This window comes from Pseudarthrobacter siccitolerans (genome assembly GCF_001046895.1).
Taxonomy (GTDB): domain Bacteria; phylum Actinomycetota; class Actinomycetes; order Actinomycetales; family Micrococcaceae; genus Arthrobacter; species Arthrobacter siccitolerans.
In genome coordinates, this window is the sequence record NZ_CAQI01000044.1 from 102953 (window position 1) to 118640 (window position 15688).

Genomic DNA, 15688 nt, shown 5'->3' on the forward strand with positions numbered 1-15688 from the left:
CCTGGGCCCGTCTGCAAGCGGGACTGGTCTAGATACTAATATCGGGCGCGCTCATGATTGGGAAAGGCGCGAGCGGCGCTGAACGATACCGGTGATTGAAAAGCCAGCCCTGAGCAGCCTAGCTCCGCAAAACCTCATCCTGCATTCCGCGGATCAGATCGGTTGTAACACCGGTCCAGCCGAATCGGAGAAGCAGGTCGCGGGATACTTCCGCTGCAGCATTCTTGATGTCATCTTCAATGAAGTCTGGCGCGAGTACGATACGCCGCTCCCACCGGTGTCCACCCATGCGGTACCTGCCATGGAAGCCGCTCCGCCGTGGATCCGCAACTACCAGCTCCCATCCTTGCGCTCCCTCTACCGCGAATTCCACCACGAGCGGCTCGGTCGATGTCGTGGCCTTCTGCAACCGAGCAGCGAACGCCATCGCCTCAAGAATGAACATGACCGGGAACCACACGGGGAGATACGATCCCTCAGAACCAGTGTCCGCGTACCCGTCCCAATCGGGACCGTATCCATTGGGAAATGGGCGAATGTCCACGAACTGCCCCGACTGATAAATCCCCCATGCCTCGGGATGCATGCTCGTTTGCGCCTCACCGACCCAGCGATCGCCGAACACAACGCTCTGGACGAACGGGAACGGCCAGCCACGAAAACGCACTGCGTTGCTCCCCACGAGGCCAGGGAGCCCTTCGTACGACAATCGCTCGGCGTGATAGACCTCCGGTCGGGTCGCAACCGATATCTGAGGCAGACCCGCAACTCCCGACGCGACGGACTCCTGCAGGAAGGCTGCACGCTCGGCCATGAACTGATCGACGTCATTCTGGCCGATGGCCTCCACCGCCAGTCCTGCGTGCCGGGCGGTGCGGAGAAACGTCTGGAGCTGCTTCTCAGTGGCGATTGCGAGCACTTCGCGCAACTCGTTCTGCGTGTTGCTTGCCGAGCTCTCCGGCTTCGCCATGGATCGCGTGTAGAGCTGTCCGCGGACGATCTTGCCGCTGAACTCCTTGGCGCTGAGAATCGGGATTTCGGCGAACTCTGCGACCTCGATCACGACGACCGATGCCCCGCTCGGGAGGTGCCTTTCCGCGAGCTGAAGTTGAAGCGGTGGATCCGCGTATGCGTTCACCTTCGCAACCACGATGTCGTAGCTCAGCCATTCAGCCAGCTGAGTCTCGTCGAGCCCACCCTGGGCTCCCCCGGGATCCTTGTCCACTACCCCAATCACAAGGTGACCTCCGTCACGCTGGTTGGCCAGTGCTATGCAGGCTCTGGCCACCACCGCGACAAACTCGGACGAGGAAGTCGAGCCCGGACCCTTGAACTCGATGCTCCGCGACTCGGTGCCGACCTCAATGAGCGCGGCAAGTTCGTCATCATTCAGCATGGGCTCATACTCCCATACGCCCCTCCCGACAGTTCTATCGATGGGAAGCGATTTCTTGACCGGGGTCTACAGCCCTTAAGCCTCCGTAGATTACAGTCGGCTCATGGATGCTGAGTTCTGGGTTGCCGTGGCCGCTGTCGCCATATCGGTAGTTGCGTTGATCCGCGGCGAGATTCACCAGCGCCGTGGAGGGCCTGAAACTGCCCGGCGACGTGCCGTGGATAGTGTCGTGGAAGCTTTAGGTGCCGTCGTGGCCCTCATCGAGCATGCTGACATCAAGATGCCGTCGAGCTCTGAGATTAGCGCTGCCATGCAGAACTTCGAGCGTGAATGCTTGCGGTGGGAACCCATGCTCCCTACCGGAGCAAGGCACGTCCGAGTCAGCGTGCGGCAAGCGATGGCCCATTGTTTTGGGCCTCCTGCATGCGGAGCCATCGACCCATCAGCTTCAGAAAAGCCGGTGCATCCTTTCGACAGATACTGGTGGGACATCGGCACGACTTACCTGGAACACGCAAGGAATTGCCTGGGTACGTGGCTGATAGACGATCGCCGCAACCGCCAGACGCGACTTTCTCCGTACTATCTCTGGCGGCGCGACGAAGACGACGCTGCCCGAGCTGGCTATTCTCAAAAGCCGGCAGTCGCACCCATTGAAGACTGAGTCGATCATTGGTTCTGGACATTCCTATGCGCCATGGACCGGCTCGGATGGGATATTCCATTGCCACAGCACCCTAAGCCACTCAGCGCTCTAAGCAGTAGGTACCGTAACCCAGGCAGTGTTGACCAAGGGCAGCCATCCCTGAATTTGCGGACGATTGCATACAGGAGCCCGGCCAGCATGTTGTGGTTTCGAGGTCAGTGGCTTGCTCGCAGTGTGAGCCTCCCCGAATCGTTGTGGTGTTGCATGCCGAAACGCGATCCAGCCGGCAGCCCGTACAGCAGCCAGTGGATGTCCCGGAGCACCGGGGCTGACGCCGCATAGTAATCATGGCCCAGGAACGAGACGTCGACATTTCCGGCGTCGACGAATGTCATCCGGTCAGGAACCTCCGGAATACGCACGACGGGCTTGCCGCTTCCTACTCGTGCGGCATTGTGGAGGAGTTCAGAGACGCGCAAGGCACGGTCGCGTCGGGATGTATAAATGGTGGTGCGCCGAGCGACGCCCGGTAGGACCGGCGCGACTTGAGCGAATATTTCTCTGAGACGTCCGGCGCAGCGAGGATCAGCTCGCCCAGTTCGAACGGGGCCATGCCGCTGTCGGCCGCCCTCACCACGGCCCGGAGCGCGGCCCTGCAGCCCATGCTGTGCGCCAGGACGTGGACTGGTCCGACATCCGGCAGGTCGTGCAGGGTGGTCAGGAAATCGTAGAGGGGACGTTCGGCGGCGATGATGGAGTCTTCATCAGCGTGATACGCGAGTTGGTGACCGCTTCCGCGGGAGGTCCACATCTTTGTGAGATCCTGCCAAAGCGATTCAAGCGGCCGCCTTTCCGGAACCCTGCGGGTGTCAGTCCCCGCGGTATGACGTGTCGAGCCCCAGCGTAATACACCTTCTTCGGCCGCACCTTCAGGCGTCCTCAACATGACGGCGCAGGTCCAGGGCGCATGTTTGACGGAAAGTCGGCAACCGCTCGTATGCCCGCATCGCCGAAGCGTACAACCTCCCCGCGAGATCGGATCGCTACCGACCACCGCGGCTCTTCGGCGATGTCATCGAAATAGTCTGGGTGCCATTGATGTAAGAAGAGAGGTATGAGTGCCACTTCAAAACAACTTCCCGCTGGCTACAACTGGCGCACAGCCTTCAAGAAGGCTGACGAGCTTCCCCCGACAGCATCAGGATCCGCGAAAGCTGAGCGCGGGCGCGAATTTGAACGGATCCTCCATGGCATGTTTGAAGAATCAGGCTTGGAGCCTCGGCTGGGCTACCGCCCAAAGGGAGAAGAAATTGACGGGTCCTTCTGGTTGCACGGCCGTACCATGCTCCTTGAAGCGAAATGGACTGCGGACGCACATCCTGCCTCCAGCCTCTATCAGTTTCGGGGCAAGGTGGACGGGAAACTCGTCGGCACCCTCGGCTTGTTTGCAAGCATGGGTGGCTTCAGTACTGACGCCGTTGATGCCTTGATCGCCGGGAAGGAACTGAATCTCATCCTGATGGACGGGGACGACGTCAGGATGATTGTCGACGGCCACATGACGATTGCCGAAGCGATCAACATCAAGCTAAGAGCAGCTGGAGAGTCCGGGACCCCATTTTTTCCTCTGACGAAGTCTCCGGCTCAACCGGGGCAAGGCGGACAGGAGGTTGTCTTGGTTGAGGGACGCTTCGACGCTCGCGTGCTCGAGATGATTCGCAAAGAGTATGGCGACATGAGACCCGTGACGATTCTGCCTGCCGGTGGCCCTGGAAATATGGTCCCACTAGCCCAAGCACTGGCAACTGAATTCGACGGTGTCGGCGGCATAACCATGATTGTGGATGGCGACGGGCTTAAGCCTCGGATCGAGAGCGATCTGCGCGAAGCTGTTGCAGGGGCTGTCGAAGGCATAGCGGCTGCGATAGTAGTTGCGCACCCGGATCTGGAAGCAATACTTGGGCTGGTCCGTCCCGATGCGCCTTGGAGCGATCGCCGCTACCTCCGGCAGATTAACGATGATCTGTTGTTGACCACGATTCAGCAAGCAGACGTTCTGACGCGAGCAAAGAGCGACCCCACCGTCTCTACCATCCTCCGTTCCATTGGTGTCCCTGCCGTGTAAACACCTTGAATCGTAACGCTGACGCAGCCGATGGACGTCCTTCTCGAACTCCCGGAGGGCTTCCTTTTGGAGACGCGCCCGTCGGTTGCACTCGCATCCTGTATGACAGTGGTACAGTTTGCGTCATACAAGATGATTGGAGGACGCCATGGCGGTTCTGAACATACGACTGGACGACCGAGTCCGCGACCAGCTCAAGGAAATGGCGGGCGACCAGGGCGTCACCCTCAGCGAGTTTGTCCGAGACCTCCTCATGGAGGCTGTCGTTCCCGTCTACGAGCGGGAGGTGAAACATGGTGACGAGCCGTCGCAAGAGAGCCTACGGATCATCGACCGGCAGATCCTCTCACTTCTGCATCGGATCCTGGGTCGCGTTCTTCCGGAAGATGCCAACGATGTCGACGGCGACCGGGAGTACCAGCTCATGCGCGCACAGATCCTCGAGGCGGGCTACACGGGTGAGTACTGGTACGAGACAGCCGGCTTCCAGACGGAGCTGTCGAAGCGCGACTGCGGTCGAGTGGCCGACATCCTCGACATGTTCCGTATCATCACCTACAGCATTGATCACCTGGCCGAGGAGGGATCTCCGGTCCACGAGAAGTTGGCGTTCGAGCTCGAGTTTCAAGGGTTCGACCACAACGACTCGCTGGAAGGCCACATGGCCAGCTACGTGGAGTTCCTGATGCGGAACGACCGCTGGACCGAGCTGAAGCCGCAGCTGAAACGCAACGACAACGGAAACTCGCACGCACGCGTGCTGGATAAGTACATGCGGATGCTGGGCGAGTACCGACGGATCATGGACAGCCGCGGACGCGGATTCAGCCGCATGGACCACCTCCTGTCCGGGGAAGAGTTGAAGCAGATTTCCGCGGCACGCATCCACCCCTCGAACAGGAAGAACGCGCAGGGCTGACGGTGGAGCGATCGCGTGTTGCATTCTTGGAGCAGCAGTACCTGATTGGCAACGCCGAGGGCGCGCTCGCGCCTCCGCGAAGTGGGGGCACCACAGACCACGAGGCACCGCGCATTAACTCTGCCGCGTTCCATCGAGAGGACCAAGGAAATGACGATTGACGTCCTCCTGAACGGGACGCGAACCCCCATCGACGAAGAGGTGTTCACCGCACTCCTGGACAACTCGGTCGCCAGTACCTACGCGGCCTACGGGAAGGCGATCGCGTCCTCCTCGATCGACTTCACCGACCTCGTCTTCCTGGCCCGGAAGGGTGAGATCCCATACGTGCTCTTCTTCGCCCCACTGCCGGTCGTCGAGGCCCAGATCAAGGCGAAATCGGAGAAACTCCTGAGCGGCCTCACCAAAGAGACCTTCTCCGTGAACTCCCGCGACAGGGTGAACCTGAGGGACGTCGAGTTGATCGTCAAGGATCTCCTGCGGAAGCAAGAACTGCTGAAGAAGAACGACAAGACGCTTACGCCAAACAGGATCGTCGGTCTGCTCGGCAAGCCTGGAAGGTCGGTCGAGGAGGACGCCGGCAAGCTGATGGACGCCCTCGGGCTCTCGCACGATTCGATCCGATCGGTGCGCAAGAAGGAGGACGCGCTCGAACTGCTGATCGCACGGCTGGAGACGAACCAGGTTCTCGTGTCGCGCAGCGTCAACAACTTCATGCCGCAAAGGATTACCGGTGTGAAGTTCAGCGGCATGACAGTCAAGGACGCGAAGGTGCCGTACATCTTCCTCTCCGGCGGGGACCATGGCGACTATCAGGAGCCCGCAGGGCGCATGGTCTTCACGCTCGCTCTGATGAGCGTGCTCGTGGCGCGGAGGATCTTCGCACCCGTGACATATGACGGTTCCAGCACAGGGTCCGACGTGGGGCGGGAGTACGACATCGTTGGGGCCATGCTCATGCCAAAGCAGGAGTTCCGCGGCGCGTCTTTTGGGTCGCTGGATGACGTGAAGGCCGGTGCCGATGTGTTCAAGGTGACGCCGAGCGCAATGGCTGTGCGGGCGATGCGGCTCGGGATGATCACCCCCGAAGTGGCTGCTTCCCATCTGCAGGAGCTGAGACGCGAGTACGCGCAGCGCGCGAAGACGCAGGCGCGGCAACCGAAGGCCGTCAATGCCGTGCGCAAGTACAACGGGCGCGAGCTCTCGCGGCGGATGCTCGACGTGCTGGACGCGGGGCAGATCTCCAAGAGGGAATTCTGTCGGGTCGTCTGCCTGCGCCACATCAAGCCCCACCAGATCAACGACTTCCGCGAGGCTCTCCGATGAACGGCTACGGGCACGTATACGTGATCGACAACAACGCCCTGTCGGTCGTCAACCGCGAGCACCGAGGCAGCGACTTCTTCAAACAGCACTGCCGCATTCCAAGCGAGGTACTCCACGAGGCCGAGGGGTTCCCTGACATCGAGGAGCTGAAGCACCTCGAATATCCAACCACCGTGAGCGTCCTCGCACTGCTCACCGAGGTCATGGCGTCGGTGCCCGTTGGCGATACAAAGCTCGTAGATCTTTACGCCAACCTCGGCAACGCCGACCCGCTGGTCGTCGCCTGCGCACTGGACGGCCAGCGCGGCGACGCAGACAAGCTGTTCGCGCCGGCGTGGACCGTTGTTTCGGGCGACAAGGCGGTGCAAGCCAAGGCGACTGAGTTTGGGCTCGCGGTGATAACCAATCAGGAGTTCCTCGCTGTTCTGGAACCCGGGAGACCCGATGGTGGCGACTGACGCCGACAGTCCGCTCACGAATGAGAACACCAACAGGAGCGACTCACGCAAGCAGTGGGACGCACCACAAGCATTGGCGACCCTCGCCACCACGCCGGGAGCAAAAGGAGCCCACCCAACACGACGCTGGCAACAACTAGGCCGTTGCGGTTCCTTCCCCGCGATCGCTGTTGTCTTCGCTGTCAAGGGAGGCTGGCAGGTCAAGGAAGGAGAGCAGGTTGCCGTGCTCGTCCATACAGTCGAGCAGGTCTCGATGTGGAACGTCATCGACGGCGTACCGGTACCGGCGCACGAGGAGATCCCGCATCGCATACTCGCCGGGCGATTCTGATCGTCCCCGTAGATCCCATCGGCGGGCTACGGCGGCCGCTTGGATGGCCGCATACATGTTGACCTCTTCGTCGGCGAACTCGGATAAGGGGATTTCCGGGGACGACTCTGTCTCGGGTTCACGTGCAAGTTGAAATGCCCGCTTGGGATCTCCTCCGCCGATCTGCATCCCGGCATGTTTCATCCGACAGTTCATTGCGATGTTGACCAAGGTGACAAGAATCTGCCAGTCGAGCCACCCCTCGTTGCGCAGCCGCACAATAGTAGCCCTGCCGGCTTCGTCGGAGAGAAGGCGCGGGAGCGTTAGCCGCAAGGAATCATAGGCGACTTCGTAGCGTTCGCGGATAGCCTGAAGTGACTCAGCTCGATGGTAGCCCGGTCCCTTGGCGGTGGAAGGTGAGAGATGCTCCGGTTCTGCGGGACGGAAGGCTTTGGACGACGATGGTCTGCCGGCGCTGGCGCAGCGGGTGTAGTGATCGTCGTCCAGCAGGGCCGCAATCTCTTCGTAGGGGCGTCCAATGGATACCTTGTGGATGATGCCGCCCTTGAAGAGCGGTTCCAGGAGATTTTGGAGCTCGTCAGGCGGGCGCACGTGGACAGAATGCAGTAGCTGGAAACACAAAGCTAGGGTTCTTGGGGTCCGCGTTTCAGGCTCCGTCACTGAGCTAGAGAGGACAACGCCGGCCACAATCTCGGGTTGCGACTCGTCTATGGCGAACTGGTCATCTTGTGCACTCGTATCGGGTTGAACGTCAACGTTGATGCGGACAGTGCTGCGGATCAGGACCGGATTCATTGGCGCGATGTCAGCCAAGACGATTTGCAGGGCTGCCACGAAGCCTTCGGCTGTCAACACCGTGTCCCGGTTGTTGTCGAACTCGATGATCCAGCGGACGCCGAGGGCCTGGAAGTCGATAATTCGTCCGTCGCCGATGTCGCCAAAGAGCGGGCCCGCGAGCTGATCGACGGCCCTGGCCTGAAACTCGTCCTCGGTCAGCTCAAACGAGGAGTCGCCGTACTCGACCACTTCGACCAGCTGCTCGTACCATTCCGTTGTCCGATGAGCGGCTTCGATGAGCGGCTCGAGTTCCGGCCAGAAGCTGCGAATTGCTGCCAGTTCCAATGTTGCATTGGTGCGGTGGGCGGCGAGCTCGCGGTACTTATCGTCGTTGAACGGATCAACGAGCAGTTGGGCACGGGCGAGGAGCGCAATCTCGGTCAGCGCGGCACCGTCGATCCAAGTACCTGCATGCTGAGCGTGCGCGGCTGCTTCCAACAGTGCCTTTGGGACGTGCGCCTTCACGTCAGCATCTTCACTCTGAAAAGCCAATGCAGCCGCGGTACATGTGTACATCTTCGCGGCAAGCATCAAGCCAAGATCGGCGTACAACTTGCCCAGATAGCGCATCGTCAGGATCGATCCGTAGATGGTGTCGCCGTTGAACCACCTCACCTTCGCGATGTGCAGTTCGGCCAGTGCCTTCAACGGCTGGCCGGCCCGAACGAATGCCATTCCACGGTCTCGGCATCGTTGGGCAACCGCGGCATCGCCCTGCACGCCGGCTTGCGCGAGGTCGAGACCGTCACGAATCTTCTCGTAACCCGGGTAGTTGGAAACCACCGGTGCGAACAGCGTGAACACACGGGCAAGAACACTTGATGAGTACGCCCGGGCCTTCGGCAGCAGATCCACCACCTGCTCCAGGCACACCATTGCAGCACCGACATCAAAGAGGTAAGACTCTGGCATAGCGGTGGTGTCCACCGCACCTTCGTCCAGCTGCCCGCCAGCGCTCGAAGCGACCTCGGCGGGCTTCGGCTTGCCCTCGGCCGTCTCGATACGTTCCCACTCCGGGGCGAGGTATGCACAGGCCAGCGTTCCTACCAACGACACGGAGCGCACCGGGTGCGTAGCCGGATCCGCTGCCTCGATCAGATCCGTCAAGTGTGCTCGCAGCCTTGCCATTGCCCCAGAAATCTCGGAGGCTTCCGCTTTCGCAACGCCCGAGATCCACATGGTTCCCCAGTAGGACACAAGCGTCACCGCATCATCGACAATGTTCGGCTGCACGCTTGTGCAGGCATAGTCCACCGCACGGCGCACCAGGTCTTCGATTCCGGCAGCTGTTCCCATGCCCCGGAACCGTGCCACGGCCATCTCATAGCAGGCGCTGAAGCCCAGCTCTGTGTCCGAGCCCCCATCGGAGTCAGCGAGGAACGCTCCCATGAAGTCCAGCCACTCCGGCAGGTCGGAGTTTGTGTTCTCATCCCACATCGCATGCCGAAGTCCGTGAATCACTTCTCCCTGCACCGCTGGCGTTAGGGCTATAGGTCCGTTGTTTTTCCGTAAGCCCTCGAGCAATTCGGCATACCACTGCGGTGCGGGTTCTTTCTCCGGCGGCGGGACCAGGTGGGAAGGAAGCTCCAGATAGTGCCGTGCGACCCAAATCAAGTCTTGCTGAGCCAGGAACGTCGCAATGTCGCCACCGCAGAAAATGTCGAGTGTTACCCCGTACGATGCCCGGGCGGTCTGCTGCAGCTCGTGGGTGATCCCCTCGGAAATGGGGTGCACGCTGAAGAACGCCACATGTTCGACCGGTGCGGCGTTTTCGGCGCAGATACCCGTAAGGTCGTTGAGGACCTTTTGCTTCAGGCCCGTGCTCTGAACAGTGCAGGCCACGACCACCGGAGAGGTCGAGGCCGCAGCCGCGAAGCCTGCCGCATGCGGAAGCTCGTTCGGAAGCCGGGTCTTGAAGGACTCCGCGTCCCGCTGCTGATCGCCACTGGAACTGACTGGTCCTGTCGCGATCAGGATGTTTGAGCTGATGCGTTTCTGAGCAACCCGAGTGGCGATCTCTTCAAATCGGTGATGCTCGTTCCGGGACGAGAGTTCGTTTAGGCGGAACCGGATGTAGGCTTCCGCCTCGGGGATATGCTCAGTCACGCGTCCATTCTCTCGTATCGCTATCTACCCCGATTCGCTGCAGACCCGCAGCCCAGACATTTTCGCGGAGAGCACAAGCGCAGTATCCGAAAACCAGTATCTTTTACCCCGGTTATCACTGGCAACTTGATGGCGAGGCGGCCGTAGCACGCACTCTTGAGGCATGCATACTTAGGGGCGTAGACCCGGAGGGCCGACGAAGAGCAGGTGATGCTCTGGCGCGCCTAACGGTGGGTAGCAAAATGGTGCTCTGACCTGCGGTTCGCCTCAGAAACCAGAATATTCTGGCCTAATATCTGCCTCTGACGCCGCGGTCGGGTGGGTGCAGTCCACGCTCAGCCACTACCTGGTCGCGTAGAACGCCACAGCAGAGGAAGCCGCGACATTGAGCGAGTCCACGCCGTTCATCATCGGGATAGTTACGCGCGCGTCGAGGGCCTGATCGGTTTCAGGCCTCAATCCCTCACCCTCTGTGCCGAAGACCAGCGCGAGGTTCTGGTGGTCCTGCGCTACCAGCTCATCAAGGGTGATGGCACCTTCACCGAGCGACATACCGGCCACGAAATAGCCCGCTTCCTTGAGTACCTCAAGGTCCCCAGGCCACGACTCGATCCGCGTCCACGGGACCTGAAACACCGTGCCCATCGAGACGCGGATGGAACGTCGGTAAAGCGGGTCGGCACACTGTGGCGAGACCAGGACAGCGTCGACGCCGATGGCTGCGGCGCTCCGGAAAATCGCCCCAACGTTCGTGTGATCTGTAAGATTCTCAAGGACCGCGATCCGTGATCGTCCTCGTAGCTGAGCGGTTTCCTGCCCTTGTACTTTGGAACCACTGACCTTGGTGTGGTCCACGATGTCCTCCAGCACGGCCACGCGGCGCGCGCCGGCGAGCAGTTCGGGTAGCGGCACCGGTGCGGGCCGCTGCATGGCCGCCATGGCGCCGCGATGGAGATGGAAGCCTGTGATCTCCTCCAGCAGGGCGGCGCTGCCGATGAACGCGGGTACATCCGGGTACGCCCCGAGGATGTCCTGGAGATCGTCCAGCCACTTCTCCGCCAGGAAGAACGAACGCGGCTGGTGCCCCGCGGCCAGCGCACGGCGCAGCACCCGCGAGGATTCTGCAATGTACATGCCCTCGGCGGGTTCCCGGAGCTTGCGCAGGTGCACGTCCGTGAGCTGGGTGTAGTCGGTCACGCGCGGATCCGCGGCGGACTCGAGATAGTGGATTGTCACCGGGAGATTATTTCAGCAGATTGGCGATCATGAAGCCGAGGGCCACCAACCCCAGGACGAAGATCACCCCGCGCAGCACTGTGGGGGAAAGCCTGCGGCCCACCTTGGCGCCCAGGAGACCGCCGATGCTTGAACTGACGGCAATCAGCAGCACCACGAGCCAGTTGATCCGGTCGAATGCGAACAACAGATAGGAGATGGCAGCCACCAGATTCACGCCGAGCACCAGGATGTTTTTCATGGCGTTGGCGTTCTGGATAGTGCCGGTGAGGAAGACGCCCAGGATGCCCACCAGCAGGATCCCCTGTGCGGCAACGAAGTAGCCGCCGTAGACACCGGCAAGGTAGACCAGCACCACCAGCAGGACAGCGTGCCGTTTGTCCCGGACCGCGTGCTCCGGGTTCTCCTCGCGGTTGCGCACCCAGGCCTGCATGCGGGGCTGGAATACCACCATCAGCAGGGCCAGTACCAGCAGGACCGGGGCCACGTAGTGGAAGACCTTTTCCGGCAGGTGCAGGAGCAGCCAGGCGCCGGAGATGCCGCCGAGCAGGGACGCCGGCAGCAGCCGCATCAGTTGCCGGCCGCGGCCTTTGAGCTCCCGGCGGTAGCCGAACGCCCCGGCGGCCGTCCCGAAAACGAGGCCCATCGCATTGCTCATCGAAGCAACAACGGGTGTAACTCCCAGGGCGATCAGGACGGGGAACGTCACCAGGGTGCCGGAGCCCACCACGGCGTTGATAGTGCCGGCCCAGAGGCCGGCGATGGACACAAAGATACTGCTGAGGAGATCCAAGGTGCTGCGGTGCCGCCGTCAGCGGCGGGCGACGGCGGTGTACCGGCCGGCGTTCTCAGTTACATCGAGGTCCAGGCCGAAGGTTTCACTGAGGTTTTCCGCCGTCAGTACCTCAGTGATCGGTCCCGCAGCCACCACGCCGCCGTCGCGCAGCAGCATGGCATGCGTGAAGCCCGGCGGAACTTCCTCGAGGTGGTGGGTCACGAGCACCATGGCAGGCGCCGCCTCGTCACGGGCCAGTTCTCCCAGCTTGTGGACCAGTTCCTCGCGGCCGCCGAGGTCCAGGCCGGCGGCCGGCTCATCCAGCAGCAGCAGCTCAGGATCGGTCATCAGGGCGCGGGCGATCTGGACGCGCTTGCGCTCCCCCTCGGACAGCGTTGCGAAGGTCCGGTTCAGGAGTGGGCCCATCCCCCAGTCATTGAGGAGACGGAAAGCCCGCCGCTCGTCGTCGCGCTCGTATCCCTCGCGCCAGCGGCCCGTCACGCCATAGGCGGCGGTGACCACCACGTTAAGGACGTTCTCGTGCTCGGGAATCTGGGTGGCGAGGGCGGCTGAGGAAAGCCCGATGCGGGGACGGAGCTCAAAGACGTCAACCCGGCCCAGGATCTCGTCAAGGATCCCGGCCGTGCCGCTGCTGGGGTGCATACGGGCGGCAGCGATCTGGAGGAGCGTGGTCTTGCCGGCGCCGTTCGGGCCGAGGATCACCCAGCGTTCGCCGTCGTTGACCTGCCAGTCCACTTTGTCCAGCAGGGTCTTTTTACCGCGGACAACGCTGACGGAGTCCAGTTCCAGAACATCACTCATAGGAGTAGACACTAGGACAAAAAACATGGCGACTGATAACTGGTGTGACCAGCCCGACACCGCAAATTCAAGCCGGTTAAACCGTTTGCCGATCCGGGAGCCGCGCCTAGAGTGTTGGCCATGGCTATCGCACGCTTTCCCGTAGTTGTTCTCGATTGTCCTGACCCGAAAATACTCGCGGAGTTTTATGCCGCCCTGCTCGACTGGAAGATCGAGGAGGGTGAGGACTGGTGGTCCATTAAGGCCGATCACGGCGATTCCCTGAGCTTCCAGAAGGTGGACTCCTACCGGCCGCCGCAATGGCCCGGCCAGGAGGTACCGCAGCAGATGCACCTCGACGTTGTGGTGGACGACCTCGACACCGCCGAAACAGAGGTGCTCAAACTTGGCGCGACCAAGCACGAATACCAGCCGGGAACAACCTTCCGGGTGTTCCTTGACCCGGCCGGCCACCCGTTCTGCCTCTGCCTGAGCTAGCGTCTTCACTTGCCGGGCGGACGCAATGAATTCAAGGGACCGTACCCCCGCTCGCTAAGATTGCAGGCATGACTTCGAACGTGACTGCGGTCAGCTATGGCCTGAATGTGACCCCTACCGGGCTGGAGCAGCTGCGTTCCGTCCTCACCACCGGTGGCGCCAGGGTGCTCCCGGAAAACAGCCTCGGTGACGAGCGCTACCAGGTCAGCGTGGCCGAACTCGAGCTTCCCGACGCAACGGCGGCCGGCCTGGCCGGGCTGCGCCGTGTGGTGGCCGAGGCCTCGATCAGCGGATTCGATACCGCTCTCGTTCCGAACGGCCTCCGTTCAGCCGGACGCAAGCTCCTGATCATGGACGTTGATTCCACCCTGATCCAGCAGGAGGTCATCGAACTCCTCGCCGCCTACGCAGGCAAGCGCGAGGAGGTGGCCGCTGTCACTGAAGCTGCCATGCGCGGGGAACTGGACTTCACCCAAAGCCTCCACGCACGTGTGCAGGTGCTCGCCGGGCTGCCGGCCGACGTCGTCCATTCCGTCCGCCGGGAAGTGAAGCTCAGCGAGGGGGCGGCCGAGCTCGTGGCCGCCTTCAAGGCGGCAGGGCATGTAGTTGCCGTGGTGTCCGGCGGGTTCAACCAGATCCTGGAGCCCATTGCCGGTGAGCTGGGCCTGGACTACTGGCAGGCGAACGAGCTGGAGATCGTTGACGGCGCCCTGACAGGCAAGGTGCTTGGCGCCGTGGTGGACCGTGCGGCAAAAGAGAAGTACCTGCGTGAGTGGGCGGCGGCCGAAGGCATCGCGATGGAGCACACCGTGGCAGTGGGTGACGGCGCCAACGACCTGGACATGCTCGGCGCGGCCGGGATCGGCATCGCATTTAATGCCAAGCCTGCGGTGCGCGCCGTCGCTGATGCCGCCATCAACATGCCGTACCTGGACGCCGTCCGCCACGTCGCCGGAGTTTAGCGACTCTTAACTCTTTAAGGGAAAGGGCCCACGTCCGCAGGAATTTCTTGCGGCGTGGGCCCTTCTCGTGTGCGTGGGAAGCCTAGCTCGCGGGCTGAGCGCCCTTGCCAAAGTAGTCGGCGCCGCCAGCGTATTCGGTGTGGCCCGATTCGACGTCGGCCGTGACCATGCTTGCCACAACCTCCGCGAACTCCTCGACGGAGTACAGCTTGCCGGCTTCAGCCCGCCGCGCTTCGATGGCACCCGGGGTGGAGCGGTCCAGGAGCGTCGCCGTGACAGTGCCCTCGATCATGTCCCCGGACACCACCACCAGGGAGATGCCCTTTTCGGCCAGGTTCGGGATGAGATCGCGCAGGGCGTCCTCTCCTGCGCGCTTGCTGCGGGCCACCGGCTCGTAGGCCTCCATGGTGGGCACCGTGTTGATGAAGTGGGCCTGGTGGCTGGTGACGAACACCACGCGGGAGCCTTCCTTCATGAGCGGCACCGCAGCGTTGAGCATGTTGACCTGCGCGTCACGGTTGAGCTTGAGGGCGTAGTCCTCGCCCATGCCGGTCTCCATGCCGCCGGAGGCGTTGAGCACCAGGATATCCAGCGACCCGAAGTTCTCCATGGCGGCGGAGGCCAGGGCCTGTACGCCTTCCTGGGTAGTGAGGTCAGCACCTACGGCGACGGCGCGGCCGCCGGCGGCTTCGATCCCCTGCACCACCTTGTTGGCGCGAGGAGCCTTCTGGCGGTAGTTGACCACAATGGCGGCACCCTGGCCGGCGAGGATCTTGGCTACGTCAGCGCCGATGCCGCGTGATGATCCAGTGACGATGGCGGTCTTGTTGTCGAGCAGTCCCATACGAGCTCCCTTTGTTCGAAACGTCTAAATCGCTGATGGTCTGCTGTCCATCATGCCAGTGGGTCCTGATGATTCGCTTGTCCGACCCCCACAAAGAAGCCGCCGACGGCTAGTGAGCGGACCGCGTGGCTTGGCCCGGGGACCACGAAGAGGCACCGGGCAACAGTGTCCGCCGTAAGCTCCCCCTTCGAAAGCAGGCGGGGGCGGCCGGTACGGGTCCGATCGTTTTAGGGAGATTGTCGAGCCGTCGTCCGGAATCCGGATGCACCTTGAGCTGTGAATCGCGCGCTACATGGCGTTCTTTTTGTGGCACTTTTCGCGTAGGGTGCCGCCCCATCGGTCCTTCGTGGGTTCGCCTTTGAAGCTAGCGGAACACAGTCTTCCGTGACGCCCCGAACAGTTCAGCGAGTTCGGCCTGTGTGTATTCG

At 61.9% G+C, this 15688-nt stretch carries 15 protein-coding genes; 7 read left to right on the plus strand and 8 right to left on the minus strand.

What is annotated here, in order from left to right; translation table 11 throughout:
* Window positions 1-118 precede the first annotated feature (118 nt).
* Window positions 119-1396, minus strand: coding sequence for an AlbA family DNA-binding domain-containing protein (locus tag ARTSIC4J27_RS11265; RefSeq protein WP_050055289.1), 1278 nt, complete (start codon window positions 1394-1396; stop codon window positions 119-121).
* 103 nt (window positions 1397-1499) lie between these two features.
* On the opposite strand from ARTSIC4J27_RS11265, the gene ARTSIC4J27_RS22525 reads away from it, so the two are divergent.
* Complete coding sequence (locus tag ARTSIC4J27_RS22525) at window positions 1500-2060, plus strand: hypothetical protein (protein WP_152683858.1); 561 nt, start codon at window positions 1500-1502, stop codon at window positions 2058-2060.
* Between the two features lie 197 nt (window positions 2061-2257).
* Here the strand turns inward: ARTSIC4J27_RS22525 and ARTSIC4J27_RS23415 are convergent, their stop codons facing one another.
* Window positions 2258-2521, minus strand: a complete 264-nt coding sequence (locus ARTSIC4J27_RS23415) for an alpha/beta hydrolase family protein (protein ID WP_268794392.1) — start codon at window positions 2519-2521, stop codon at window positions 2258-2260.
* Complete coding sequence (locus ARTSIC4J27_RS23420; protein WP_050055291.1) at window positions 2482-2853, minus strand: alpha/beta hydrolase; 372 nt, start codon at window positions 2851-2853, stop codon at window positions 2482-2484. The genes ARTSIC4J27_RS23415 and ARTSIC4J27_RS23420 overlap by 40 nt, the downstream gene beginning before the upstream one ends.
* A 303-nt stretch (window positions 2854-3156) precedes the next feature.
* On the opposite strand from ARTSIC4J27_RS23420, the gene ARTSIC4J27_RS11280 reads away from it, so the two are divergent.
* The 4 genes from ARTSIC4J27_RS11280 (at window position 3157) to ARTSIC4J27_RS11295 (ending at window position 6870) form a co-directional block, all read left to right on the plus strand.
* Window positions 3157-4167 (plus strand): restriction endonuclease, encoded by a 1011-nt coding sequence (locus tag ARTSIC4J27_RS11280; protein WP_083435425.1) that lies wholly within the window; start codon window positions 3157-3159, stop codon window positions 4165-4167.
* Between the two features lie 148 nt (window positions 4168-4315).
* Window positions 4316-5086: a YfbU family protein gene (locus tag ARTSIC4J27_RS11285; protein ID WP_050055293.1), complete on the plus strand. Its 771-nt coding sequence runs from the start codon at window positions 4316-4318 to the stop codon at window positions 5084-5086.
* A 150-nt stretch (window positions 5087-5236) separates the two neighbouring features.
* Window positions 5237-6412, plus strand: coding sequence for a hypothetical protein (locus ARTSIC4J27_RS11290; RefSeq protein ID WP_050055294.1), 1176 nt, complete (start codon window positions 5237-5239; stop codon window positions 6410-6412).
* A complete protein-coding gene (locus tag ARTSIC4J27_RS11295) occupies window positions 6409-6870 on the plus strand; it encodes a hypothetical protein (RefSeq protein ID WP_050055295.1) in 462 nt (153 codons plus the stop codon). Before ARTSIC4J27_RS11290 ends, ARTSIC4J27_RS11295 begins: the two co-directional genes overlap by 4 nt.
* Window positions 6871-7006: 136 nt before the next feature.
* Here ARTSIC4J27_RS11295 and ARTSIC4J27_RS11300 read toward each other — a convergent pair whose 3' ends face one another.
* The 4 genes from ARTSIC4J27_RS11300 to ARTSIC4J27_RS11315 all read right to left on the minus strand — a co-directional run bounded on the left by ARTSIC4J27_RS11300 (window position 7007) and on the right by ARTSIC4J27_RS11315 (window position 12977).
* Window positions 7007-10144, minus strand: a complete 3138-nt coding sequence (locus ARTSIC4J27_RS11300) for a hypothetical protein (protein ID WP_050055296.1) — start codon at window positions 10142-10144, stop codon at window positions 7007-7009.
* A 342-nt stretch (window positions 10145-10486) separates the two neighbouring features.
* The gene (locus ARTSIC4J27_RS11305) at window positions 10487-11380 is read right to left on the minus strand and encodes a TrmH family RNA methyltransferase (protein WP_050055297.1); all 894 of its coding nucleotides are present in this window, start codon (window positions 11378-11380) and stop codon (window positions 10487-10489) included.
* Window positions 11381-11387: 7 nt separating this feature from the next.
* Window positions 11388-12173 carry a sulfite exporter TauE/SafE family protein gene (locus tag ARTSIC4J27_RS11310; RefSeq protein ID WP_050055298.1) on the minus strand — a complete coding sequence of 262 codons (786 nt, stop codon included), beginning with the start codon at window positions 12171-12173 and terminating at the stop codon, window positions 11388-11390.
* Window positions 12174-12191: 18 nt separating this feature from the next.
* Window positions 12192-12977 carry an ABC transporter ATP-binding protein gene (locus ARTSIC4J27_RS11315; RefSeq protein WP_050055299.1) on the minus strand — a complete coding sequence of 262 codons (786 nt, stop codon included), beginning with the start codon at window positions 12975-12977 and terminating at the stop codon, window positions 12192-12194.
* Window positions 12978-13097: 120 nt separating this feature from the next.
* Here ARTSIC4J27_RS11315 and ARTSIC4J27_RS11320 point away from each other — a divergent pair, with 120 nt between their 5' ends.
* Window positions 13098-13454: a VOC family protein gene (locus ARTSIC4J27_RS11320; protein ID WP_050055300.1), complete on the plus strand. Its 357-nt coding sequence runs from the start codon at window positions 13098-13100 to the stop codon at window positions 13452-13454.
* Window positions 13455-13522: 68 nt separating this feature from the next.
* Window positions 13523-14416, plus strand: coding sequence for a phosphoserine phosphatase SerB (gene serB / locus ARTSIC4J27_RS11325; RefSeq protein WP_050055301.1), 894 nt, complete (start codon window positions 13523-13525; stop codon window positions 14414-14416).
* 82 nt (window positions 14417-14498) lie between these two features.
* Here the strand turns inward: serB and ARTSIC4J27_RS11330 are convergent, their stop codons facing one another.
* Window positions 14499-15260 (minus strand): SDR family oxidoreductase, encoded by a 762-nt coding sequence (locus tag ARTSIC4J27_RS11330; protein WP_050055302.1) that lies wholly within the window; start codon window positions 15258-15260, stop codon window positions 14499-14501.
* Between the last annotated feature and the right edge of the window lie 428 nt (window positions 15261-15688).